16 protein-coding genes are annotated in these 25,082 nt (G+C 53.8%); 5 read left to right on the top strand and 11 right to left on the bottom strand.

What is annotated here, in order from left to right; translation table 11 throughout:
• Nucleotides 1–143: 143 nt before the first annotated feature.
• Nucleotides 144–1,439, bottom strand: coding sequence for a high affinity choline transporter 1 (locus SH467x_RS21290; protein WP_482369106.1), 1,296 nt, complete (start codon nucleotides 1,437–1,439; stop codon nucleotides 144–146).
• Nucleotides 1,423–1,617, bottom strand: coding sequence for a hypothetical protein (locus SH467x_RS21285; RefSeq protein WP_482369105.1), 195 nt, complete (start codon nucleotides 1,615–1,617; stop codon nucleotides 1,423–1,425). The genes SH467x_RS21290 and SH467x_RS21285 overlap by 17 nt, the downstream gene beginning before the upstream one ends.
• Nucleotides 1,618–1,845: 228 nt before the next feature.
• Between SH467x_RS21285 and SH467x_RS21280 the strand changes: the two genes are divergently transcribed.
• Nucleotides 1,846–3,393: an amino acid permease gene (locus tag SH467x_RS21280; RefSeq protein ID WP_482369104.1), complete on the top strand. Its 1,548-nt coding sequence runs from the start codon at nucleotides 1,846–1,848 to the stop codon at nucleotides 3,391–3,393.
• Nucleotides 3,394–3,458: 65 nt separating this feature from the next.
• Nucleotides 3,459–4,529 (top strand): tRNA (adenosine(37)-N6)-threonylcarbamoyltransferase complex transferase subunit TsaD, encoded by a 1,071-nt coding sequence (tsaD, locus tag SH467x_RS21275; RefSeq protein ID WP_482369103.1) that lies wholly within the window; start codon nucleotides 3,459–3,461, stop codon nucleotides 4,527–4,529.
• On the opposite strand, the gene SH467x_RS21270 is transcribed toward tsaD, so the two are convergent.
• From SH467x_RS21270 to SH467x_RS21240, 7 genes are all read right to left on the bottom strand, one after another.
• The gene (locus SH467x_RS21270) at nucleotides 4,502–6,010 is read right to left on the bottom strand and encodes an arylsulfatase (protein ID WP_482369102.1); all 1,509 of its coding nucleotides are present in this window, start codon (nucleotides 6,008–6,010) and stop codon (nucleotides 4,502–4,504) included. The genes tsaD and SH467x_RS21270 overlap by 28 nt on opposite strands.
• Before the next feature lie 25 nt (nucleotides 6,011–6,035).
• Entirely contained in the window at nucleotides 6,036–8,057 is a 2,022-nt protein-coding gene (gene ligA / locus SH467x_RS21265; protein ID WP_482369101.1) for an NAD-dependent DNA ligase LigA, read from the bottom strand.
• A gap of 40 nt (nucleotides 8,058–8,097) precedes the next feature.
• Complete coding sequence (locus SH467x_RS21260; protein WP_482369100.1) at nucleotides 8,098–8,877, bottom strand: response regulator transcription factor; 780 nt, start codon at nucleotides 8,875–8,877, stop codon at nucleotides 8,098–8,100.
• A gap of 11 nt (nucleotides 8,878–8,888) precedes the next feature.
• On the bottom strand, nucleotides 8,889–10,253 hold the full coding sequence (locus SH467x_RS21255) for a hypothetical protein (RefSeq protein ID WP_482369099.1): 1,365 nt from the start codon (nucleotides 10,251–10,253) through the stop codon (nucleotides 8,889–8,891).
• 9 nt (nucleotides 10,254–10,262) lie between these two features.
• Nucleotides 10,263–15,005 (bottom strand): PVC-type heme-binding CxxCH protein, encoded by a 4,743-nt coding sequence (locus SH467x_RS21250; RefSeq protein ID WP_482369098.1) that lies wholly within the window; start codon nucleotides 15,003–15,005, stop codon nucleotides 10,263–10,265.
• Nucleotides 15,006–15,165: 160 nt separating this feature from the next.
• Nucleotides 15,166–16,515, bottom strand: a complete 1,350-nt coding sequence (locus tag SH467x_RS21245) for an outer membrane protein assembly factor BamB family protein (RefSeq protein WP_482369097.1) — start codon at nucleotides 16,513–16,515, stop codon at nucleotides 15,166–15,168.
• Between the two features lie 68 nt (nucleotides 16,516–16,583).
• Nucleotides 16,584–16,829 (bottom strand): hypothetical protein, encoded by a 246-nt coding sequence (locus SH467x_RS21240; RefSeq protein WP_482369096.1) that lies wholly within the window; start codon nucleotides 16,827–16,829, stop codon nucleotides 16,584–16,586.
• Between the two features lie 187 nt (nucleotides 16,830–17,016).
• On the opposite strand from SH467x_RS21240, the gene SH467x_RS21235 reads away from it, so the two are divergent.
• The gene (locus tag SH467x_RS21235) at nucleotides 17,017–18,807 is read left to right on the top strand and encodes an amidohydrolase (RefSeq protein ID WP_482369095.1); all 1,791 of its coding nucleotides are present in this window, start codon (nucleotides 17,017–17,019) and stop codon (nucleotides 18,805–18,807) included.
• A gap of 117 nt (nucleotides 18,808–18,924) precedes the next feature.
• Nucleotides 18,925–19,341 (top strand): hypothetical protein, encoded by a 417-nt coding sequence (locus tag SH467x_RS21230; protein ID WP_482369094.1) that lies wholly within the window; start codon nucleotides 18,925–18,927, stop codon nucleotides 19,339–19,341.
• Between the two features lie 1,555 nt (nucleotides 19,342–20,896).
• On the opposite strand, the gene SH467x_RS21225 is transcribed toward SH467x_RS21230, so the two are convergent.
• Nucleotides 20,897–21,949, bottom strand: coding sequence for a D-2-hydroxyacid dehydrogenase (locus SH467x_RS21225; RefSeq protein WP_482369093.1), 1,053 nt, complete (start codon nucleotides 21,947–21,949; stop codon nucleotides 20,897–20,899).
• Nucleotides 21,891–23,651, bottom strand: coding sequence for an ABC-2 transporter permease (locus tag SH467x_RS21220; protein ID WP_482369092.1), 1,761 nt, complete (start codon nucleotides 23,649–23,651; stop codon nucleotides 21,891–21,893). Before SH467x_RS21220 ends, SH467x_RS21225 begins: the two co-directional genes overlap by 59 nt.
• 255 nt (nucleotides 23,652–23,906) lie before the next feature.
• Here SH467x_RS21220 and carA point away from each other — a divergent pair, with 255 nt between their 5' ends.
• On the top strand, nucleotides 23,907–25,076 hold the full coding sequence (gene carA, locus SH467x_RS21215) for a glutamine-hydrolyzing carbamoyl-phosphate synthase small subunit (RefSeq protein ID WP_482369091.1): 1,170 nt from the start codon (nucleotides 23,907–23,909) through the stop codon (nucleotides 25,074–25,076).
• The last annotated feature ends 6 nt before the right edge of the window (nucleotides 25,077–25,082 follow it).

Below are 25,082 nucleotides of genomic sequence, written 5' to 3'. Positions count from 1 at the left end.
GGTCGTCCTCGACCGCTTTTGTCTAGCGGTCGTCCTAGACCGCTTCCCTGTCTCCTCAAAGAGGCTCCATCCCCAGGGTACAAACTCCTGCACCCTACGAATCCCCATCGTTCCGCCGAGAACGGTCCACCCCGACCCGCCCCTTACCCAATTTGCTCTGGGTGAACGGGATACGATTCCTTCTCACTCGTATGTTTCGATCGCATGAATTGAGGCATAAGAGAGCCGACGAGCATCCCGGTTATGCTCGCAAGCAGCCCACCCAGGGGGCTTGGGAAAACATCTTCGAGTCCGTGTACGAACGTCAGGATAGCCCAGACGCTGACACCGAATAGGATCGAAAAGAGTGCTCCTTGAGTGGTTGCCCGGCGCCAATAAACACCAAACGCGAGAGGAACGAAGGCACCGGCCAAGGTGATTTGGTAGGCGCTGGAAACGTGCTCGTAGATCGACGTTCCTTGCATCAAGATCGCATAGGTCAGTACCAAGCTGGTAAAGACAAAAATCGAGATACGCATCGCGAGCAAGATGTGTTTGTCGTCCAGTTTTGGATAGATGTGCCGCAGGATATTCTCGACGAAGCTCGTCGAGGGCGCGAGCAATGTCGCCGACGAGCAAGACTTGATTGCCGAAACGAGCGCCCCGAAAAAGAGAACTTGCGCGAAGAACGGCATCTTCTCGAGAATCAGAGTTGGAAGGACTTTCTGCGAGTCCGACTCCAGCAGTTCGCTGGCTTTCTCGGGCATGATCAAGAGAGATGAGGTAACGATGAACATCGGTACGAACGCGAAAAGGAGGTAGCAGAGTCCACCGATGACGGCGCCGTTTCGAGCCGTCTTGGCATCGTTTGCCGACATCACGCGTTGGAAGACGTCCTGTTGCGGGATCGATCCAAGCATCATGGTGATCGCCGAGCCTGTGAAGAAGAGCCAGGCGTGCAAGTTCGATTCAGGGAGGATGCGGAACCACTCCTTTTCACTTGCTAATGCAAAAACCTTGTCCGCTCCTCCTGCCAATCCAGCGGAGTACCAAGCGATATAGGAGAGCCCAATCACAAGCACAATCATTTGAATGAAGTCGGTATAGGCGACCGCCAACATTCCACCCATCATCACATAAACCAGCACCAGCACCGTGCCGACCACCATGCCGACCGGGAGAGTGATTGCCCCACCCGACAGGATGGTGAAGACCAAACCGAGTGCAGTGATCTGAGCGGCGACCCATCCGAGATAACTCAAGATGATCAAGATCGATGTCAGGATCTCGATAAGGACTCCATATCGGTTTCGGTAAAAGTCACCGATCGTCAGCAGATTCATTTTGTAAAGGCGCTGGGCAAAGAAAAGACCGACGAGAACGAGACACATCGATGCACCGAAGGGGTCCTCGACGACTTCTCGAAGTCCACCTTCAGTGAATTTAGCAGGGATTCCCATAACGGTCTCGGCTCCAAACCAAGTCGCAAAACATGGTGGTGATCACCATGTAGAGCGGGAGCGAATGCCCGGCGACCGCGAAGTCGGAGGTGTTTTTGACGCGAGAGCCGGCCCAAGCTCCGATGAGCAATGTGCCCACCAGATACAGAATCACGAGAATCAGTAACGCCAAATTCATTCTGGAAAGGTACCTCCGAAAGCATCATCAAGCCGGATTCCAAATCGGACTCTAACCGTCTCGTGGCTAAGCCGAGCATCAAGGCACCTTAGGACGGGCCGGGGAGAGAATGCGCAGCTGCAAAAACCCAAAAAACGGTGAAGAGCGGTCTCCTAGCATTTCGGGTTCTTGCTAAGATCCTAGGGCCCGTATGATAGATCAAACTTGTCTTCTGGAGCCAGATCCCTAATGTCAAACAGTCAGCTTTTTCGGAAAAAGTCGTTGGACGCAATGGTCAGCGAAATGGAACGGGGAGAAAGCTTAAAACGTACCTTGGGACCGGTCGCTTTGACCTCCCTCGGCGTCGGTGCCATCATCGGAACGGGGATCTTTGTTCTGGTTGGAAAGGCCGCTTCAGATCAAGCTGGTCCGGCGATCATGCTTTCGTTTGTTGTCGCCGGACTTGCATGCGTTTTCGCGGCTCTCTGTTATGCCGAATTCGCTTCGATGGCACCGGTCGCTGGCTCCGCCTATAACTACGCGTACGCGACGCTCGGTGAGTTGATGGCTTGGATCATTGGTTGGGATTTGATCCTCGAGTACGCGGTCGCCTCCTCGACGGTTGCGCACGGCTGGTCCAAGTACTTTCAAAAGCTATTAGACCAATTAGGGCTCAACATTTTCGGGCCGGGTTCGGCCCTGCACCGCTTCACCGACGCCCCCTTCGACTTCAACCCAGAGGGTGAACCGGTGACCAAATTGAGGGCCACGGGCGAATCGATCACGGTTGCGGCGGACTCCTTCTTCTCGACGGGCTATTTCTTCGATTTACCAGCCGTTTTGATAACGGCGATCATCACCTTCATCTTGGTGCGAGGCGTGAAGGAAAGCGCGTTTACCAATGGAATTATGGTAGTGGTCAAGGTCGCCGTTGTGCTTTTTGTCATCATCGCGGGAATGCGATACGTCAAGATCTCGAACTGGACAGACAACTTTGCTCCCTATGGATACGGAGGCGTTACTTTTTTTGGCTCCCCCATCTTTGGTTGGTCTGACAAAGGGATGCTCGCTGGGGCGGCCGGCGTTATCTTCGCCTATCTAGGCTTCGACGCGGTTTCAACTCAGGCCGAAGAGGCAAAGAACCCGAAGCGAGATCTGCCGATTGGCATCATCGGGTCGTTGGTGATTTGCACTCTTCTCTATGTCTTGGTCTCCGGCGTTTTGACGGGCATGGTTCCGTACAAGCAAATCGACAAGGATGCGCCTGTCGCAACTGCGTTTGAGCAAGTCGGATTCGAGTCGGCGCAGTTCATCGTTACCGTCGGGGCGATCGCTGGGATTACCTCGGTGCTCCTCGTGATGATGATGGGACAACCCCGTATCTTTTTGGCGATGGCTCGTGATGGTTTGCTCCCCCATGGATTCTTTGGCGCTATTCACCCGACCTTCCGCACCCCTTACAAATCGACCATGCTTACCGGGTTGATGGTCGCGGCGGCGGCCAGTCTTCTGCCACTGAACATCTTGGCCGACTTGACCAGCATCGGAACCCTGTTCGCCTTTGCGCTCGTGTGCGGGTCTGTGTTGGTGTTGCGCATTACCGATCCGGGACGCCACCGCCCGTTCCGATGTCCCTTCTCTCCTTGGTTTCCAGGGATGGGAATCTTTCTTTGTGTGTTGCTTATGCTGTCCTTGCCTGGCGAGAACTGGCTGCGGCTCGTGCTGTGGCTATTAGCTGGGCTCGCAATCTACTTCGGATACGGCTACTGGCGTAGCAAACTAAGAACCGCCGCCTAATCGGTCGGCGGAATGCGAACCTCGTTCTCGCCCCCTGGAATCGACTTGCAAACAAGCGAACGGATATGGCTTTCGGACAGCAACCAAGCGATCGTTATTTACTCGCGATCGAGTCGACATGCGATGAAACAGCCGCGGCGGTTTTGACGCGGGATGGAAGGATTCTGGGGGAGTGCATCGCCACTCAAGAGGAGCTTCATCAAGCCTTCGCCGGCGTTGTTCCCGAGATTGCGGCCAGGGCTCACTTGGAACGCATCTTGCCCGTTATCGATTTCGCTTTGAAGCAATCCGGAGTGGAGCCAAAGAATTTGGAGGCGATTGCGGTGGCCACACATCCTGGTCTACCCGGCTCCCTCCTGGTCGGTTTGGCAGCGGCGAAGGGACTTGCCTTGGCTTGGGATAAGCCACTTGTCGGGATCAATCATGTTCAAGCCCACATCTATGCTTGCGGATTGGGGCGAGAAGGTTCAATTTTTCCGTGCGTGGGTTTTGTCGTCAGCGGAGGTCACACAACCCTTTATCGCTGCGAGTCAGCAACGGAGTGGCATTATCTTGGTGGCACCATCGACGACGCTGCGGGAGAGTGCTTCGACAAAGTAGCCGTCATGCTGGGGCTCCCTTTTCCAGGCGGTCCGCAGTTATCGAAGCTTGCAGAATCCGGAGACCCAACTGCCATCTCGTTCCCACGTCCGCTCCTAGATCAGCCTTCGAGGCTCGAGTTCAGTTTCTCGGGTTTAAAGACCGCTGTTCGATATCACATCGGTGGAACCGGCAAACAGGATTGGAGCACCTGCCATCTGAGCGAAATGCAAAAAGCGGATATTGCTGCTTCCTTTGAGCAATCCGTTATCGATTGTTTGGTAGGCAAAAGCCTGCAAGCGATGGAATCGACCCGACTTCGTCGTCTCTGCGTAGGAGGTGGTGTCGCTGCTAACCGCCGCTTCCGAATCCAGCTCGAAGCAGCCTGTGCCACGAGTGGCGTCGAACTGATTGTTGCACCGAAGGAACTTTGCACCGACAACGCAGTGATGGGTGCCCTGGCTTGGGAGCGTATCGATCAGAATGATTTCGATGGACTTGAACTCGATGTCCGGCCGGGATTGCTTCGTTACCGCGAAGGGGCGGTTCCGACCTGAGCCTCAAATAGGAGCTTGAATGGATTCGCAGGTGCGAGCGGCGCATCTTCGTTGACCATATTCGGGCGTGCATCGGTCCACCAACGATCGAATGAGGTCGAAAGAGACTCGACGATTTCAGGATGTTGCCCAGCGATATTTGTCTTCTGCGCGGGGTCGTTGCGAAGATCGAAGAGCTGCCATACCGGTTTCGTTCCCCCTGTGATGCTGACCAAGGCGTATCGATCGTTGCGGATCGACGCATTTCGGTATTGGCATGAATCGGGGGACGCTCCCTTTTCCCATCGTCCCACGTGGGCAACCAAGGTGCGATCGGTCCATTCCGCTGGAACTCGTTTATCCTCGGCTTCTAAGAATCTTCGAAGGGATCTGCCTTGAACCTGTTCTGCGAATTTTTGGCTCGGTGGTATTTCGAGAAAGTCGAGCATCGTCGTCGCAACATCGATTCCTCCCGCCAACACATCGCAGTCGCCCGGTTCAATTTTGCCCGGCATCGACCAGAAACTGAGAGCTCGCGTTCCACCCACCCAAGCGGTTCCTTTGAGTCCTCGCATTCCGGCGTTGTACGTCTTTCCTCCTTCGGTGCCCCCATTGTCGTTCATGAACACGACCAAGGTTTCCTTATCGATCGACAGCGATCGTAGCATCTCTAGCGTCTTGCCGATGTTGGCATCGATGTTATGGACCATCCCAAAGAAATTGGCCTCCTTTTCGCTGAGTCCCTTTCCTTCATAGAGGGCTCGGTCGTCGGCACTCGCGATGTACGGAGCGTGCGGGGCATTGGTCGCGATCCATGCAAACCAAGGCTTCTCTTGTGCAGACTTTTCCTGGATCCACTTTCTTGCCTGTTGAAAGAAGACATCGGTGCAATATCCCTTTGTCTTTTCAAACTTGCCATTGTGGAGAATCCATGGGTCGAAATAGCTATTTCCCGGTGCATCCCCGCAGCTCCCAGGGTACGACTGTCCGATTCCCCCAGCACCGTGGATGAACACTTCCTCAAATCCTCGTTTGCCCGGTTGATATTCGGCTTCGTCTCCCAAGTGCCATTTGCCAAATATTCCCGTTTGGTACCCCGCAGACTGCAGAACTTGAGGAAACGTTTCAGCGTCGAGTCGCAATCGTTCCCGCTCCAAAATGGTATGGGTGATCCCATTGAAGAACTCATGACGGCCTGTCATCAGCTGCGATCTGGTTGGCGCGCACGTCGGCGCTACCATCATGCGTGTGAAACGACAACTGGCTGCGTGAAGTCGATCCATATTCGGTGTCTTCAGCAGTGGGTTTCCGTGCGCCGACACATCTCCATACCCTTGGTCGTCGGTCAAGATAACGAGAACATTGGGCTTGTTGGCAGTCGAATCGCCAACAAACGCGTCCGCACTCCCGGCGAGGCAGGAAAAGCAAATAGCTGCACCTAGGATGGATTGATATGCAGCACCTATTGACCGAGAAACGACGAAGACAATTCTGCTTGCCATGGTTTTGACCATCCAGGTTGAGAGGCTAAGAGGGAGATTTGCTAAGGAATTGTTCGATGAACTCGGTTTCGGTCAAAACAGGAATGCCGAGCGACTGAGCTTTTTCAAGCTTGCTACCTGCGGCTTCCCCTGCAACGACATAATGGGTCTTCTTGGAGACGCTGCTCGCAGCTTTGCCACCGAGCTTGATGATTCGACGTTCGATTTCATCCCGTGAAAAATGACTCAGCGAACCGGTTACGACAATCGTTTTGTTCGCGAGAAGACCGGAGGAATCAATCGTGTCTTCCTCTGTTGTCGCAAGCGAGACGCCAGCATCCCGCAATTGATCGATGAGCTCGGTCCCTTCGGGGCTGTGAAGGAACTCGTAAACGCTGGCAGCGATGATCGGTCCGATTTCCGGTGTGGAGGAGATGGTTGTCAAGTCAGCTGCGATGAGGGCATCGATCGTGCTAAAGCGTCTCGCGAGGACTTGCGCGACTCGTTGTCCGACATGACGAATGGTTATCGCATTGAGGACGCGACTGAGGCCCCTTTGTTTGCTCGTTTCAATTCCCTCTAGCAAACTCTCTGCAGACTTCTTGCCCATTCGCTCCAGTTGGAGAAGATCGTCGAGCTTTAACCGATAGAGGTCACCGAGACTGAGCACCAACCCGGAATCGACCAATTGGTTGACCAGTTTTTCACCCAAGCCTTCGATGTCCATGCAATCCCGGCTTGCAAAGTATCGCAATCGCTGACGCCACTGCGCTGGGCATTGTTTCGAGACGCATCGGATATAAACGCCGGCAGGATCCTTTTGAAGAACAGACCCACACTCAGGACAGTGAGTTGGAAATTGAAATAGGGGGAGCTCATGCTCGCGACGGTGCCGTTCGACGCGCACGATGTGAGGGATGATTTTTCCAGCCTTTTCGACGACGACCCAATCGCCAACCCGGATGTCCTTTCGCTCGATCTCTTCTGCATTGTGCAGAGAGGCTCGCGATACGGTGGTCCCTGCCAATTGCACGGGTTCCAGCTCAGCCACTGGCGTGATTGTGCCCGTCTTTCCGATCTGGGTACGTATTTCCAAAAGTCGCGTGACCGCTTCGTATTTTTCAATTTTATACGCGATGACCCATCGAGGTGATTTGCTGGTAGCCCCAAGTGTTTCGCGTTGCTCCAGCGAATTCACTTTGATCACGATCCCGTCGACTTCGAAGTCGAGTTCATGCAGCGTCTCAACAATACTGTTGCAATGTTGGATCAATTCGTCTTTGTCCGTGAATACCCTTACACCTGGGGTGATGGGAATCCCCATCAATCGGACTTTCTCTAAGAATGCCATATGATCCCTTGCCTGGGTCCCATCGCAATAACCGATGCCATGGCAAAGGAATCGTAGTTTTCGCTGAGCGCACAGTTTGGAATCCAATAGCCGAATCGACCCAGCGGTGACGTTCCGAGGGTTTTTAAACTCCGGTTCTCCCGCTTTGACTCGTTCTTCGTTGAGCGAAACCAAATCGGAGTTTCGCATGTAGACTTCGCCGCGAACCTCAAGCAAATCCGGGATCGATTCCCCCACGAGACGTTGAGGCAATCCGCGAATCGTCCGAATATTGTGTGTGATATCGTCTCCGACCTCGCCATTGCCTCGCGTGACCGCTTGCGCAAGGAGTCCGCGTTCGTATCGTATCGATGCCGCTACACCATCTACTTTGAGCTCTACGACCCATTCGATCTTTTCACCGGATAGAAGCTTTTCGGTCCTCTGAAAGAAATCGCGAAGCTCTTGCTCGGTGTAGGTGTTTTCGATGGAGAGCATCGGTATGCGATGCGAAATTTGCATCAAACCATCGACCGGACGGTCTCCCAGTCGTTTGGTCGGGCTGTCCGGACTGGTCATCTCGGGGTAGAGGGTCTCCAACTCCTGCAACTCACGAAGGAGGCGGTCGTACTCCAGATCCGTAATCGTTGGCGCTGCGAGAACGTAATAGTTGTAGTCGTGTTGGCGAATTTGATCGCTCAGCCACTCCATGCGTTCAGCAGCTTTTAGATGGACCATAAGTGGAAGACGTCGAAAAGGGGCAACTCAAAATGAAAGGTTACGAATTTGGCGCTGCATCCAGTTCATCCATTGGAGGTGAGTCTGGAGATTGCGGGCTATCAGAGACAAAACGATAGCCTGCGTCTCGTACCGTCAAGAAATGCTTCGGCTTGGCCGGGTCGATCTCGAAAATCCTTCGCAATCGGAGCATGAATTGATCTACGCTGCGGGTCTGCATGTCGCCGCTCATCTCCCAAACTTCCGCAAGCAACTCTTGGCGACTGATCACACGCCCTTCATTCTCCGCAAAGTAACGCAAGAGCTGTAGCTCCTTATGCGTCATCTTGACTTCTTTATCATCCACGACGACTTCGTAAGTATCGAAGTTGATGGCTGCTCTTCCGAACCGTATGGCATGGATCTTCGTTCCCATCGACTCCATGGGCTTGGTCGATTGCTGCGGATAAAGTCGCATCAAGTTCTTAGCCCGTGCCAGAAGCTCATCCAGATCGAACGGTTTCGTTAAGTATTGATTCGCTCCGCAGTCGAACCCGCGTGTTCGATCTTCGGAAAGGCTTCGGGCACTCAAAATCAAAACGGGGATCAAAACCTTTTCATTGCGCAACGTTTCGCAAACCGCGTACCCGCTCATCCCCGGCAGCATGAGGTCGAGGATGATTAGATCAAACGCGTAGGGATCCGCACGGACCAGCTTCAATGCTGTGGGACCATTCTCCACCAGCGTGACCCGGTACCCTTCGGCTTCCAAGTTGTACTTGACCAAGGTGCCGATGTGCTTTTCATCTTCGACTACCAATACGTGTTTGCGACCCTTCATCCTGCTCTCGCTTACTTGCTCTCGTCCGAAAGCAGTCTTTTCATCGCTTCCATCAAGATCGGTTCTGCTTCGGCGGAAACGCTGGACGAGGTGGGTGCGACTTCGTATCCCCCCTCTTCATACGCCTTGGCTGTTCCAATGTACCCGGGACCGTAGTCGCCATAGGCTGCCATCATGACTTGTAGATCAGGACGCATCGCTTTGGCTTGGAGCTGATACTCGACGAACAGCTCACCAGGCATGGTAAGCATGCGAACACCCCCCACATGCAAACATCCTATCTCGATGGCATGTCCTTTTTTCACACGTTCCAACCATGCCAGTTGATCGGCCAGCGATATGTAACCGCGAGCAGGGACCGTTTTGAGCTTGGCGATCAATTCCTTTTCGTCCAAGTGGGGAGCTGCAGGGAGTTGGACCGGGGTCGTTTCGAATCGAACCTCTAGCCCTTCTACGGAAACGCGCTTCGCATTCTCATACGCTTCCTTCATTCCAGCAGCCAATCGATGGGCTAAGATCATTCGATTCGGCTGCGAGCCGTCATTGTATTTCCCTGCAGCGATGTTTCCTCCCGCTCCATTGAAATGGACGTGCAGGGCGGCATTGACGTCCTGCCCTCGCATAAATCTTGCGATCCCTGGGAAGTCAGGGCTCGGGATTCCAAGCCGATAGTAGCTCTGAGGATGGCAAGCGTACGTACTGAGAACCGCCACGGGTTTGTCGCTGTTCCAAAATGCCAAAACCGAGACGATGGGATCGATGGTTCCCTCGGGCAAGCGTGTCAGTTCAGGGATCTTGCAACTGCTCCCTCGCATCCTCCCCACCATTCCCTTGTCATCCACTTCGACCCGACGATTCGAAGCGACTTCGCGGACCTCCGCCTGGCCATACCCGTAATGCGTCACGCTCTGGGATTGCTCGATTCCCATCGATAACGCCGCAGATGCACGCTGGATGACATCGCGATGAAAGTCGCCGTCAAATCGCGAATACCCCTCTACCTTCAGATCCCGAACCAGTCGTTCTGCCGTAAAGTCGCAACCGGGTGCGTCGTGCTGATGCAACGCATGCACCGCAATCCGATCACGAGTCGTGTTCGCCGCTTGGGCCAATGCGTCGCGGAATGCGTCATGCCCTTCGTTCGCAATTCCAATCCAATCCACGGCACAAAGCACGATTGGTTTGCCTGCACCAAGTATCGCAATGCCGCGACAACGTAGCGTTAACTCGTCGACCCGCTTCACGGGGTCGTATGCCATGGGAGCTCCCAACGGCGGTGTCGCGTCGACATCAAACGTCGCCATGCGAAGACCTTGTCCCAACGCGCTACCGGTAACCGTCCAAGCGACCAATACGATTGCGATGATGCTTCGCATTCCCTCGACCTACTTTCTTTCGGATCGCAAATAAGCGATCAACGATTGGATCTCGACTTCCGAAAGTGGAGTGAGCAAATCGCTCGGCATCATCGATGTCTTGCTTTGCTTCTTCTGGGCGATGTCACCGTTGTAAATAACAACTTCGTCGGTCGCGGTTTGTAACTTGATGGAGTTTGCGCTGCTTTGCTTCAAGAGTCCCGTGACGACTTGATCATCCACAGTTTGAACAATCCAGGGCTGATACTCTTTCGCCATGACCGCGCTCGGATCCATAATGTTTTCAAGCAAATAATTGAGGTCGCGACGATTGGAACCGGTCAGCTCCGGACCGATCTTTCCCCCTTCGCCAAAAAGGATATGGCATTGGCCACATACTTTTGCGAAGACCGCTTTGCCCCGACTCAAATCCACTTGATCTCCCGTGGACTCGACCAGAGCCCGAATCTTTGCCACCGCCTTCTGCTTGTCGGCGTCCAAACTTCGCACGTCACCCCAAACACGAACAATCATTTCGTTGAGCGGCTCGGACTCCAAGCGTTGAATCTGCTGGACCATGTCCGCAGAAAGCTCACCCGCAGGGAGCTGCTTTTTTTCCAACGCGGTCAAGAGAACCTCCGCAGTCGCCGTTCGGCGAAGCATCGCGTACCAAGCGGCGCGACGATCGGTCAGCTCAGGCCACTGGATGGCCGAGCGAAGAACCTGATTGGCTCCTTCGGCATCGAGTGTATCCGCAATTGCCGAAAGCGCCGCAGCTCGGAGGCTTGGCTTCTCTAAGAGTGCGAACGCCAATTGCGACGCACCATCGGCTTTCACCTGCTTGAGCACATTGAGCGCCGCAATGCGATCTGGATCCTGAGCCTTGGAGTCCCCAACGATTCGTCGAAGCATCTCCAACGCCGCCGTGTCATTGAGTTTGCTCGCCAACTGCGCGCCACGCTGACGAACGGAAGGGTCCATATGCAACAAATACTTGGAGGATAGTTCACTCCAACCCTTCGGCGCGACCACCGTCCGTTTGCTTTCAAGCCCTAGCAATACCGCGTCAAGGAGCCGCGAAGACCGAGACGGGTCCTTTTGTTCGAGGACGCCTTGAAGCAGTTGAACCAAAGCGACTTCCACCTCAGGATTCGATCCTGCAACATAGGTCTGAGCAACTTGCCGCATTGCAAACTCTTGCACCAATGGGAGCGAGCTGGCTGCAGCGATCTTCGCACCGACACTGGGTGCCGCCTCGATTTGTCGAGAAACCGCATACCAAACCATGAGCGGGAGATTGTGGTCGTCCCGATCTTCTCCATGCTTCACCAATTCTCCAACGATCGGAGCCGAAGGGCCTACAGGCCACTCCTGGCACGCGGCGGCGAGCTCTAAACGAACAACCGGTGAAGGATCGTTCTTCGCTAACGCCACCAACGTCGATTCAATTTCCGAAGGAATAGCGGCTTTAGCGTCGAGGAAGGATTCGGGCTGCGTCAACATTCGGATCCCCCATCCTCGGACATGCTCGTCGCTATCGCTCAATAACTTATGGATATCGCTATGCTCCAGAGCCCGACAGGCGGCTAGGACCCAAAGGGCTCGCAGCCTAATCCTCGCCTCAGGATGAGCAAGCTGGCTACGAATGGAACCGATGGTTCCCGAACCCAACTTTTTAGTATGAGCCCGCTCCATCAGAATCCTGCGGGCAGTGCGAACATACCAATCATTTGCATGGAGTTGATAGGCGACCAGTTCTTCGTCACTGGCGATCTCCAAATTGACCATAACCGGCTTCGCATTGCTATAAGCGATGCGATACACCCGCCCATTGCTTTGATCATGCTTGGTTGGGTCGGTGACGTGACATTGCTGAGCGTCGTACCAATCGATCGCGATGACTTGGCCATCCGGTCCCGAACGGAAATACAAGATCTGACTGCTTAGATCGTTCGCAAACAGAAAGTCAGGAGCCCGGTCGCCAACATAACCGCTCCCTCGCTTCGAAATCTTGTCCTGATTCAATCGTGCACCATGGATGTTGTTCATGAACAACTGATCGCGATATTGTTCTGGCCAACTCCCTCCCAAATAGAACATCGCTCCACTGTGCGCGTGACCGCCCCCCGCGCTGTCGCTCCGATTGTTCCCGGAGTGGGGTGTATCGCCGATCCAATGGCGATGGAGCGCGATGGTTTGGATGTCGGCGTAGGTGAAGGGATTGAAATGCTGCCCAGCTTGTCGTTGGTACCTTGCCTGCGGAATGATGTGATAGAGGTGAGGAATGACGCAAGCCGTAAGGAACGCGTCTCCTCGGTCGTTGAAATCTACGCCCCAGGGATTGCTGGTTCCGTGTGCGAAGACATCAAAGCGTTCGGTCTGGGGATGGTATCGCCAGATGCCTGCATTGATTTTGGTGCTGGGACCCGCTTGCGTTTCCTCCGCTGTTTTTTTGACAACACGGACGTCGGAATGAGTGAACACACCATGGCATCCATACAGCCATCCATCGGGGCCCCAAATGAAGCTGTTCAATGTCTCATGCGTATCTTGATACCCCCACCCCTCTAGCTTTTTGACTGCTGGTCCATCGGGAATGTCATCTCCGTTGGCATCGGGGATAAAAAGGAGATAGGGAGCCGCCCCAACCCACAGACCACCAAAACCGACTTCGATTCCACTCACTAGATTGAGCTTGTCGGCAAAGACTTTGTTCTTGTCGAGTATTCCGTCTCCGTTGGTGTCCTCGAAAATCAAAACGCGATCATTTCCTTCGTCACCCTTCGCCCGGTTCGGATACTGATAAGCCTCGGCGATCCAAACTCTACCCTTTGCGTCGATCGTCATGGCAATGGGCTGACGGACATCCGGTTCCGACGCGATGACTTGCACAGAGAATCCATCCGGTAGCGACATCGCCGAAGCGACTTGGTCGGGCGGAAGGGATTTGTGGGCCAATTTGTCGATCACTGGCAAGCGTTTCGCCGTGGCAAGCTTCGGTTCCTCGGCATGCATCCGGAAATCGTCGAAATTGATGTGCCCCCACCCATCCTTGCTGTTATCGACTAACCGAATCTGCACCGTCTTTCCAATTGCTTGTTTCACGGAAAGGACAGCACGCTTCATCTCTTCGGCGTTCACTCCCACCGATTGAACGATGGTTTGTTGATTCTCTGCATCGATCAGTTCAAAGCGGGTTTCCTGCGAACCACCCCCTCCCTGCAAAAACGAAATCCATGGATGGCTCAATCGGAATGGTCTGCTGGTCAGCGTCCCAAAGGCGATGTCACCTGTCACTTCATAAGAACCAATCCAGTACTCTCCCTCATGATCGCTCTTCATGTCGTTTCGACGTCTTGCGACCGCGTCTCCTCGGATCGGTTGATTGAAGAACGCAGCACCGGTTTGAGTCCAATCTCGCAAGTCTCCCTTTTCGAAATCGACATTCATTACCCGGTCCGTTCCCCAACCAGGTCGAAATCCACCTAGCGCATCCCCAACCGCGATGGCTTGGTCAGCAACGGGAGTCGGCTTCTCTGTAGGCTCGATACCGGCAACCTGGGTTAATACGTGAATGCCCCGCTTGCTCACCGATACGATATCCATGCGTCCGTCTTTATTGACGTCCTTTGCAACGATCTGCGTTCCCACTCCCGAATCGGCATCGATGATGTTCGGCTGGAACCGCAATCCGCCAGGTCCCACAGTGGGCTTGAACCAAACCAACATAGGTGGCTCGTTCTCGCCTCGATCGCTGCCGTTGTGCGCCCAAAATCGCTTGCCCGTGACAATATCCGGCCGGCCATCCCGGTCCATGTCCGCGATGTCGACCGCATGCAATTGCGAAATTGCCAAACCGGTCGGCGAAGTCTCCGCTTTGTCGGTCATCACATCGATCTTATCCCAAGCCTCCGAGGACTTCGGATCTTTCTTTTTGTAAACGGCTAGCCCGTAGCCGTGCGCTGCAAGCGAGGTGACGATTTCGTTCTTGCCATCGCCATCTAAATCGACAGCATACATCTGCGCCCCACCGGGGCCAGAGAACGCTACGGGGTGAAACGTCCAAGCCCCCGACTTGGGTGCAGCGGGTTGTTCCCACCAGCCATCTTTGGACAGAATATCCAACCGACCGTCGTCGTTGACATCGCCTACCCCTAAACCGTGGGTGAAGCGTTGATGCTTACCACCCTCGCTTACCGGTCGGAAGGTCCATGGATCGGTTGCCTTGGCTGGCATCTCGGCGTATCCGAAATTGCCTCCATGACAACAAACCAGCTCCGGTTTCCCATCTCCGGTGACATCCGTAAAAGTTGGAGATTCGTTGTCAACCGTTTCCAATATCGTGTGTTGGGCCCACATTCCGTCTCGGGCTTTTTCTTTCCCCGGATTCTTGTACCAGTGGGCGGCTTCACCAGGAAAGCCGATGATGATGACATCGGTCCAGCCATCTCGATCGACGTCGTAATCGTACCCAAAGAAGTACTTGGAGTAGCCGATGATCGAAAAGGGCTTGGCGTCCGTGAGGGACACCTCCTTGTCAAATGTCGGACCGAAGTAAAGTTTGGGACCAGCGATAATATCGAGCTGCCCATCGCCGTCCAAATCGGCCGCATTTCCCCCTTCCGAATAGAAGAGAGGCGAAAGCTTTTGCGACTTCCAATGGTGAGCGTCCGCCTGCGCGTGAACCGGGGCCATCGAACTGCAAGTGGTCCAAGTAACCGCGACGGAAAAGCAAACGGCACGCATCGCCGATCGCGTGAGAACTCGTTTCATCGAGCTACTTCCTGATCAAGAACTGGAGGGGTTGTGGTGGGGAATAAGCCGCTATTGTAGACCAACAGCAAACGGCTCGCCATTGGTGAATGGCGATTAGGGATCCCTAGTCGGTCTCCCAGAGCTGCCGAATGCAATGCCGAGCCGAATTGCGATCGTGCTACTTGGAGATGGCGTAAAGGGCTTCGTAGGAACGAAGGTAAAGCGTCCCGTTGATGATCACTGGGGACGCTGTCGTGGCTTCACCCAACTCGTTTTTCGAGAGGAGTTCGAATTGCCGCCCCGCTTTGACGACCGAGCCCACTCCGTCGTTGGATGTGAAGTAAATCAACCCATCGGCAAAGACGGGACTGCTGCGATGCTGCGCCGTGTGTGTGCGCTCCATGTAAACCTCGTTGCCGGTCGCCAGTTCCAAGCACTGGAGTTTCCCATCTTTATGCAACACATACACAAGATCCTCGACGATCAACGGGATCGACACGTCCGGCGTGCGCGGGCATACCCACGCGACTGCAGAGGCTTTCGTCGAGCAATCACCCTTCAACTCCTCGACCTTCAATGCGACCATGGGGCCTTCTTTTGCCGTCGGTAACAAGATGCGACCTGGGATGAATGCAGGGGAGGCGACGAATCGAAAGGTGGGGTCTTTCTTTTTTGGATTCCACTCGGTCGGACCGTTGAGATTTCCAAAACGCCACAGTTCCTCCCCTGTGGACAGACTATGGCCCGTCGTGCAATCCGCACCATGTACGATCAAAAACTCAGTCTTACCGTCTCGATAAAGAAATGGGGACGCGTAGGAATGTTTGCATTCGAAATATGCGTCGGTGTTCCGATTGTGCACCCATACCGTTTTGCCGGTCGCTTTGTCCAGCTTGATGACTTGCCCGGTCCGTGTATTGTCGTCCATCTTCATTCGGCCATGAATCAACTGCAGATAAAGGGCATCGCCGTCGAGAACAGGGGTGGATGTCATTCCAAATTGGATATCGATCGCGCCGAAACGCTCCCCGACATCGAACTTCCAAACCTCTTCACCATCCATGTTCAAACAAGCGAGTACCCCGGTGCCGAAGAAGACCCATACATGCTTGCCGTCCGTACAAGGAGTAGGGGATGCCGAGTTTCCTTCACCCGCCCGAGCATCTTGATTGCCAGTTCCGATCTTGGTCTTCCAAACAATCTTTCCGTCCGCAGCGGAAACACATATCGCCACGAGATCCCTTCCCTCGGAGCTCGTCAAATACAATCGATCCCCCCAGAAAACAGGGGTCGCTCCGGCCTGTCCTGGCAATGGACAACGCCAGCGTACATTTTCGGTCTTGCTCCAGCGTGTCGGGATTCCCTTCTCATTCGAAATGCCGTTTCCATTGGGACCTCTCCACTGCGCCCATGAAGTTTGCTGGCTAGCGTCCTCCAGTGCCGTCTCTGCAATAGCATCCACTGCGAAGGGAGCGGACACGCACCAAAGGGCAACGCTCAAAACGGAATAACGAAGGAACGATCGCATGATGGACTCCAACAGAACGGATTAGATGGTGAGGTGGGTTGAGGCGGACTGGGATGCGACGAATGCAATTACGCCCCGGCCGTCGTATCATGAGCTTTCTTAGCGATCCAATCGCTCCGTCGCACGGCAGCGAATACCAGAAACGCTGCGACTACCATGAAGCCAATCGCCGTCGCATGGCTGGGGCTAAGCACCCAATGAAGCAGCCCTTCTTGAGGGACGTGCGCGTCGTGCCCCGGATGGGCGAAAACAGGATTTGCGAACGTCGCCATCGCGGCGGTGGTGACGATGAAGATAGAAAGTCGTTGACGCATAGAAGGTAGCGATAGTGGGACACAAGTATCAAAAACAGCTCCTACTATACCAGATTTACGAAAGAGAGCTCGAGTACTCTCGCACTATCCTGACTGGTTCCGCCCACTCGATTCACACCTGTGCTATCGTAGGTGTTCTCCCCTACCAATCCCTAGCCACCCCCCTTCCCTCGCAAGGCGTACGGCGATGCAGAGCTTACCAAGCAGCCTCCGTTCCAGTTCTCTTTGGCATACCCTTCTTCTTATGCCACTGCTGGTCCTTCTTTCATTACCAGCCGTGATCCAAGCGGCAGATGGTGCGATTCAGGTCTATCACAATGGCAAGGTGTTCACCGCGGACGCTCCAGGTTCCATTGCCGATTCCTTCGCCGTCGAAGATGGCAAATTTCTAGCGGTAGGCAAACTCGAATCCGTATGGGCTGCGGCAAAGAAACAATCGACGTTGAGTGGTAAGCCCCTTTCGCGGGTGGATCTCCAAGGACGCACGGTTCTTCCCGGCCTATCGGATTCGCACGTCCACGCGGTCGATGCTTCCCTCTTTGAGTGGAATCACACCATTCCTGAAATGAAAAACCTCGACGATGTCTTTCGATATATCCAGTCGAGGACTGCCGTTGTACCTCGGGGAGAATGGATCATGTTGAGCCAGATCTTCGTCACACGTCTCGAAGAACAGCGGTTCCCAACGCGTGAGGAGCTGGATCGTGTCGCCCCCAACCATCCGGTCTTCTTTCGCACGGGACCCGATGGGGCGTTGAACAGTCTTGGTTTAAAGCGGAGCGAAATTGGCGAGGATTTCGCCATCACCGATGGCCAACCGGGGTATCTGGAACGAGACCCGCAAACAGGAAAACTCAATGGGATTCTACGCAGCTGCACGCGACTGGTGCAGATGGAGAATAGTCAAGAGAAAGTGGGTCGCGATGCCAGATTGGATTCTCTATCCAAATTGCTGGCCGATTACAACCAAGTCGGGATCACCAGTGTTTGCGATCGCAACGTCTCTCGCGAAGGATTGGATCTTTACAACGAACTGCACCAAAGCTCCCGTCTCACGTGCCGCGTCTTCATGTCCTTTGCGATCAATGCCCAAGATTCGCTGGCCAAGATCCAGGAGGATATTCGCTTCGCGTCCGAACATCCTCTGCACCGCCACAATCCAAACCTCTGGCTGCGAGGGACCAAAATATTCCTGGACGGAGGTATGTTGACCGGAAGTGCTTTCATGAAAGAACCATGGGGTGTCAGCTCCATCTACGGGATCAACGACCCGAACTACCGGGGACTTCTTTACGTGCAGCCTGACAAACTCTATGCGATCGCCAAGGAGTCCTTGAGCCATGAATTGCAAATGACCGCGCACTCCGTTGGCGATGGCGCGATCGAGGCCTTGCTGGACGCCTACGAGCAAGTCGATCGCGATACGCCCGTTCGAGCGATGCGTCCCTGCATCACGCATTGCAATTTCCTGACCGAGAACGCCATCGCGAGGATGAAGAAGCTCGGGGTGGTCGCCGATTTGCAACCCGCCTGGTTGTGGCTAGATGGCCGCACGCTCCATCGCCAATTCGGCGAGCAACGACTGAAATGGTTTCAGCCCTACAAGTCCCTCTTTCACGAAGGGGTGATTGTCGGAGGTGGCTCTGACCACATGCAAAAGGTTGGATCGTTCCGTTCGGTGAACCCATACAATCCATTCCTCGGCATGTGGATCACTCTGTCCCGAACACCGCGCGGTATGAACAATGCACTGCACCCGAGCGAGCGCATTTCACGAGAAGAAGCGATTCGCTTTTACACCATCAACAACGCGCATCTGACGTTTGAGGAGAAGGAAAAAGGATCCATCGAACCGACCAAGTACGCCGATTGGATCATCTTAGATCGCGATATCCTGGAATGCCCCCTCGAGGACATTGCGCAAACCCAAGTTCTCAATACCTATCTAGCTGGCAATTGCATCTACACCGCGCCATAGAGTCCATCCAACGAGCATTGAACCGCCTCTCGGAGCCGAATGCAGCTTGTGTGACGTGACCAGTCCTCATCGACCTACTACACTTCCAGATTCCCATCAACGAGGTTGGAAATAGGCTTGAAACTTCGCGTACTCGATTTGTTGGTTTTGGTTTTATCTGTCGGGTTTTATTTGATCCTACGAGCCCGAAGCGTTACGTTCTCCTCAGAAGCCCATCTGCAATGGGCTCCGTTCGCTATCTCGGCGATGTTGAGCGCCTATGTCAGCCTTAGTGGACGAAGTTATATCGTGATGTACGTCGCCTCATTTTTGGCCGCTCTTGCGGCATCGACTGCTTGGGGTATTGAACGAGTCTATCACCTATCCGGTACAGCCTTTATGCAGGATGATTGGTCTTTCAACCAATATGGAGATGACCCGGCTATCGTGTCCATCGAAGTGTTCGTAAAGTCTCTGTTCGCGATGATTACCTGTGGGTCTCTCGGCCCCGCATTTACCTTGTTCTTCCGAAAGACGACGCAAGAGCAATCGTGAGTCACAAACGAGATTCGATTCTTTGCTCATTCGACACGAACACTATTCGTCGAAGCAATGCCTTTTGTTCTTATCGTTCGGCACAAATTGGTGACGAAGGCTGCGTAGATTCCCCAAGCGAGTAAGGGGATTATCCACGCATCCATTCGCGTCATCCGTTCCGGGAAATACAAGGCACCGATAGCAAGACTCAATGCAAAATAGAGCGGCCACGAGAAGTAACACCTTGCACAACCTGCCATCAGCAATACACCGCCAGCTAGTGCCCCAGCGTCGAAAAGATAGGCGTTAATCCGCGAAGTGGTTGGCCTCAAGAGAAGCATGATCAAGATATAGAGGGAGGGCAGAAGAAGCACCCAAAGCCTCCTCCACGAAAACAGTGATCTTTCCATTCAGACTATCATCATTAATGGGGCTCTTCGATAGCTCACTCCGTATTTCAAGTATATTCTCCCAATACGCCGAGTAGGAAAGTCGAGCTTGCCAAGGAAGAAATTTTGGAACCATCCCTGCATCCCAGAGTCAAGATTTGCTGCATCGCGAGCATCAGTGAGGCTCGTATGGCCCTACGGCATGGTGCGGATGCCCTCGGGCTTGTGGCTAAAATGCCAAGCGGTCCTGGTGTGATTCCCGATGACTTGATCACCGTTTGCTTGTAGTACGTAAAAATATTTTTCTCAATACGAGCTAGTTCTGGCAGATGGAGGTATCTCGGTTTCTCCAAATAAAGAATAGATGAATCGATAACCAACACAGGAAAGGAATTACGCAGGTAATTGTTTGATGCGGGAGAAAGGGGAAACTGAATGCAGTCCCCACGAGAAAATACAACAAAACGAAAAAATAGCGAACCGCGACGTCATAGACTAAGCATGGTTTTACCACAGAAAACCATGAATAAAATGCTGCGATTGCGATGGCCCCAATACAAATGGATAATACGGAAGCATAGGGAATCCAAGATTCAGAGCCGATTTCTGATCTGTGCTGAATGCTATCACGCATACTGATCGCAATTGGCTGTGGAATAGCTAACACTGACACCAAGAAAAGTAGTTTTCGTCTTTCCAATAGCTTTACCAGTTCATCAATCGCGATAATGTTATCAACTATGATGCTCATTAGAACTTATCCTTGCCCCTGAAATACAACTTAGGATGAAGCACCCTTCTTCCGGAAACTGTCTGTTTTCAATGTGCGGATCAAAGGCGTTGTTTATACGTGTTAAAGATGACATCCTTGCCTCCCATGTTAGACGATCTCGCGCTTACTATACTGTAGTGCCCGTTACATGGCAATATTTGCTATCGGAGCCGAACTGAACAATGAATCGGGCCATTCATCGCGACGAACCTATTTCCTCATAATCGTTTGCGCGAACCTGTTTAACAATGAGCCTACTGTCGTTCCGCGTGCGAGTGCAACCGTAGATGTCCGTTCGTCGATTGTCATTGGGCGCTCTCGCGTTATCCGTTTAGGGAAGCACAAGGCACCGATAGCAATACTCACTGCAAAATAGACTGGCCACGAGAAGTAACACCTTGCACAAGGCGAGTCAATCGGCTTGATGGCGGAGCGTGTAGAGAACGCTAGGGTGCGGAAACCCGAGCCGCTTGTCGACGATGTTGTAGAGATCTTGTCCTGCAAAGTAACGCTGCAGGTTCTCGCAGATCAATCGTGTCGTGTCGTCCGTGCGCGCTGCTGCTTGCGCGCCGACATGCGGAGTGATCAATACATTGTCGAATCCCCAAAGGGGGCTGCTATCAGGCAAAGGTTCGATTTGCGTTACATCCAATCCAGCCCCAGCAAGATGGCCATCCGCCAGGGCATCGCATAAATCGGACTCTTGCACACATGCCCCGCGCGCTACGTTGATCAAGTAGGAGCCTTTGGGCATGGCGCGAAGAATCTTCTTGTCCACCACACCTCGCGTCGATGCGTTAAGGGGCAAGGTAAGGATGAGGATGTCCGACCACGCGGCAAGCTCTTCCAGACGCGTATGGGGCCAAAGTTCCTCCAAAGCAGCTGGCTTGCGATCAGGGAAGAAATCCGTTGCTCGCATCGTGACTTGAAAGGGAGCCAGGATCTCGACAAGGCGTCGACCGTTTCCTCCCAAGCCAACTATTCCAACCCGCTTCCTGTGGAGGTCGTCTGTCGGTCTACGGACGAACTCTTTGCGTTGCCACTGACGGTAGAAAATCGGAATCCCACGCAGAAACCCTAGAAGCAACGCCAACGTTTGCTCTGCGACTTGATCGGCAAACAGTCCCGACGCGCTACATACCACGATATCCGACTCGATGACCGACGGGGCCAAACAGTGATCCAGCCCTGCGGCGGAGGATTGAATGAAGCGCAGTTTTCCCTGCTCGACGACGCGATCCCAATTCACCGGGACCTTGGCGTGGCCGACAAAGATCTCGGCGTCCATGATCCGTTCAGGAATGGTCTCCTGGGTCGCTTCGATGAATTCGCAATTAGGAGCCGCAGCTCGCATCCAATCCACATGATACGGCTGCGTCGGGAAACAATAGACAAGCGATTTCACGTTACGCCAAATCTCGTTCTTCAAAAAGGAGGAGACCGAGCAAGGTGGCTCCGATTCCATAGATCGTCGTGTAGACAAACACGCTGGCAATCACCGACCAAGGCACTCCTACGTCCGCATCGATCGCCGACTCCATCGAGAAGTGATTCAAGTTCGGAACGATAGCCGAAATCAATTGCGAGAAGAATTCCACCAGTGGCAATCCACCCGCAGCCGACTCCATGATCACCGGCGTTAGGTGCCCGAGAACATAGATCGAAAAGCAAATCGCAAAGTTGGCAACCATCGACACGCGGGTCCCGATTGCAACCGAGATTGCGCCCAAGATGACTGCTTCCATAAACGCGAGAGCAAGTCCCGGGATGGTTTGGAACATTTCCAAATGGCATTGTTGCCATACAGGGATATCCAGCGAATTCTCGCGAGCTTCCACAATCGGTTTGTAAGCCACCGCGAAGAGTTCGAAGGATCCCATGACCAGAAACATGAACATCAAAATCCAGAAGACACCGAGGATTTTGCCGACGATGAAGGATCGTCGGTGAATCGGTTTGCTAAGAAGCGTCAACGCCGTCCTGCCTTCGATTTCATCGCTGACCGATGTGCTTGCCGACCAAACTCCTTGGAAGATGGCAGCGATGAGAGCTAGGGTGATCCCGCAGTCTTTCAACAGCTTGATATCTTCACCGAACGTGTGAAAGGGCAAGAAAACGAAGAGGAGAATCGCGAGCCCCACGATGGTAATCAAGATCTTCGGGAGCGGCTGGGAAAGCTCGCTCTTGGCTGCGGAGAGAGCGATCGCCGCGATCTTCGGTGCAGCAGCTTGCATCAAGAAGAATAGCAAACCGAACACCACGACAAAGGCGGCGACGAGCAAGATCGAGATGGCTTGCGGCACAGGGGGATACGAAACGAGCGTAAAGGTAACTTCCGCATCGTCGATTTCTTCATTCTGAGCGTAGACTTCCGCGCCCCCTACCATCGGGAGCGGGCTCTTGGTCGGACCCATCGATCTCTCCCAAACCTTGGGAGCATCGGCATCGATGTTCACGGCAGCAAAACGGAGTTGATCGACTTCCGATGCGTCCGCGATCAGGATTCGACGGTTGGATTCAATCTTCGTAAATCCGAGTGTGGTCGGATCGTATTGCACTTCAAGCTTTTGGAGTTTGCCTCCCTCGGGTGAAGTCGAACCGGGGAGAGTGAAGCTGAGCGTCCGAGTCGCGGGTGCAAACATCTGCGGGATGCTGCTCGCCACGCTGCTAGGGTTTTCCACCCAAGGAGTTGCAGCTAGGCCGATCGCTCCGACGGTCCCCAGCGTTACCAGCATGGCGAACCCGATCCCTTCAAACAATAGCGCTCGCAACTCGCCAAAGAATCTTGTCGACGAACAAAACAGAACCGACCAAACAATCGTCCCGATCATGGCCGTGAGGGCAACGCTCACCAAGAGCCATTCTTCGGTGACGAACTCCCCCCTCACAAAAAAGGCGCGACGGAAGTCTCCTGAGTTGAGAAAACTCCCTATTCCTATTCCTAACAGCGCCGTCAGGGCAAGAGCCACCCAATGGAGCGTCCCACTCTTTCGAGCCGGCTCCAAACCTCGCGTCGGTACAATAAGCAGGAACGAAAGAGCTAAGAAAACGCAGAGCACGACCAAGCCCAAAAGAATGCCGACTCCGAGAAACCAAAATGGCGTAAGCCATTTGGCCATCCAAAAGTCCGAGGCGGCAAACATCGGCGAAATGGTATCCAAGACCATAGGGACGACTTTCAAGAAGGGAAACAGACCCGTGCGATTACGTTGCTCAGCATAACCAGGTTCGCAGAAACGCCAAGAGATTCTTCGATAACCCTTTCCCGACGGTGTTGCCCCTAGTGAAATCATTCATTCTGCGATATCATTTTTTAAATTTGATGGAACAGGGGTTGGGCGAAGGGATACGGGGCTCATTCCCTTGAAATTCGTTGGTCTGAACTGGACCAATCAACTCGAAACTCGGGGGGGATCCCAACGTTGTATCGCCAACAGAAACCTGGCTTCTTGGCATTGGAAGACGGTACCGTTTATGAGGGATTTTCCATTGGTGCCGAAGGGGAACGGGATGGCGAAGTAGTCTTCAACACATCCCTGACCGGTTATCAAGAAATCTTGACCGACCCCTCCTATCGCGGTCAGATCGTCACCATGACTTGCCCCATGATCGGGAATGTCGGCGTGAATCTGGAGGATCTCGAATCCAGCCACCCTCGGATTGCGGGTTTCGTTGTTCGAGAAAACAGTCGAATCCATAGCAACTTCCGAGCGAACGGCTCGCTATCGGATTATCTGATCAAGCACAACATCGTCGCAATCTCCGGAATCGACACGCGAGCCTTGGTGCGCCGCATTCGAGACCGTGGTGCTCAAAAAGGAATCATTTCCACCATCGACTCCGATCGCGCGTCGCTTGTCGAAAAAGCGAAAAACAGTCCCGGTTTAGTCGGACGCGATTTGGTTCGAGAGGTGATGCCCGCTTCGGCAAACGATTGGAGCAGTGCGTTGCACCCCTATTCGTCGCTCGGCGGGGAAACCAACACGGAGGGGAATCGGGTGCCGCACGTCGTATGCCTCGATTTCGGCATGAAGTGGAACATCCCAAGGCACTTGGCCCATCGCGGAAACCGTGTCACGATTCTGCCGGGGACGGCATCCGCACAGGACGTTCTCGATCAGAATCCCGACGGTGTCTTTTTAAGCAATGGCCCGGGAGACCCCGAACCCCTTGCCTATGCAATCGAAACGATTCGCGGATTGTTGGGGAAAAAGCCTGTGTTCGGGATTTGTTTAGGGCACCAACTTTTGTCCCTTGCGGCGGGTGCGAAGACATTCAAATTGAAGTTTGGTCACCGAGGAGCCAATCAACCGGTCCTTAATTGCTTGACGGGCCAAGTTGAAATCACATCGCAGAACCATGGATTCGCGGTCGAAGAGGCTTCCCTCCCCGAATGCTTGGAGGTGACACACCGCAATCTCAATGACAACACGATCGCTGGGGTTCGGCATCGAACGCACAATGCGTTCAGCGTTCAGTACCATCCGGAGGCATCCGCTGGTCCTCACGACAGCAGCTATCTATTTGACCAGTTTCAGCGATCCCTTAACACGGCTGTCGCAGGTGGGGACCCCATCGCGAGCTTGAGGTAACCACGG

Origin of the sequence: Brakhagea slesvicensis, assembly GCF_052161625.1 — a bacterium.
Taxonomy (GTDB): domain Bacteria; phylum Planctomycetota; class Planctomycetia; order Pirellulales; family Pirellulaceae; genus JBKCUI01.
Note: the sequence above shows the minus strand (reverse complement) of the source record. Positions and strands in the feature narration are given on the sequence as shown.

What these genes read in the sequence shown, in the direction of transcription:
- SH467x_RS21290 (WP_482369106.1), bottom strand. Translation starts at nt 1,439, where the DNA reads ATGGGAATCCCTGCTAAATTCACTGAAGGTGGACTTCGAGAAGTCGTC.
- SH467x_RS21285 (WP_482369105.1), bottom strand. Translation starts at nt 1,617, where the DNA reads ATGAATTTGGCGTTACTGATTCTCGTGATTCTGTATCTGGTGGGCACA.
- SH467x_RS21280 (WP_482369104.1), top strand. Translation starts at nt 1,846, where the DNA reads ATGTCAAACAGTCAGCTTTTTCGGAAAAAGTCGTTGGACGCAATGGTC.
- tsaD (WP_482369103.1), top strand. Translation starts at nt 3,459, where the DNA reads ATGGCTTTCGGACAGCAACCAAGCGATCGTTATTTACTCGCGATCGAG.
- SH467x_RS21270 (WP_482369102.1), bottom strand. Translation starts at nt 6,010, where the DNA reads ATGGCAAGCAGAATTGTCTTCGTCGTTTCTCGGTCAATAGGTGCTGCA.
- ligA (WP_482369101.1), bottom strand. Translation starts at nt 8,057, where the DNA reads ATGGTCCATCTAAAAGCTGCTGAACGCATGGAGTGGCTGAGCGATCAA.
- SH467x_RS21260 (WP_482369100.1), bottom strand. Translation starts at nt 8,877, where the DNA reads ATGAAGGGTCGCAAACACGTATTGGTAGTCGAAGATGAAAAGCACATC.
- SH467x_RS21255 (WP_482369099.1), bottom strand. Translation starts at nt 10,253, where the DNA reads ATGCGAAGCATCATCGCAATCGTATTGGTCGCTTGGACGGTTACCGGT.
- SH467x_RS21250 (WP_482369098.1), bottom strand. Translation starts at nt 15,005, where the DNA reads ATGAAACGAGTTCTCACGCGATCGGCGATGCGTGCCGTTTGCTTTTCC.
- SH467x_RS21245 (WP_482369097.1), bottom strand. Translation starts at nt 16,515, where the DNA reads ATGCGATCGTTCCTTCGTTATTCCGTTTTGAGCGTTGCCCTTTGGTGC.
- SH467x_RS21240 (WP_482369096.1), bottom strand. Translation starts at nt 16,829, where the DNA reads ATGCGTCAACGACTTTCTATCTTCATCGTCACCACCGCCGCGATGGCG.
- SH467x_RS21235 (WP_482369095.1), top strand. Translation starts at nt 17,017, where the DNA reads ATGCAGAGCTTACCAAGCAGCCTCCGTTCCAGTTCTCTTTGGCATACC.
- SH467x_RS21225 (WP_482369093.1), bottom strand. Translation starts at nt 21,949, where the DNA reads ATGGAATCGGAGCCACCTTGCTCGGTCTCCTCCTTTTTGAAGAACGAG.
- SH467x_RS21220 (WP_482369092.1), bottom strand. Translation starts at nt 23,651, where the DNA reads ATGGTCTTGGATACCATTTCGCCGATGTTTGCCGCCTCGGACTTTTGG.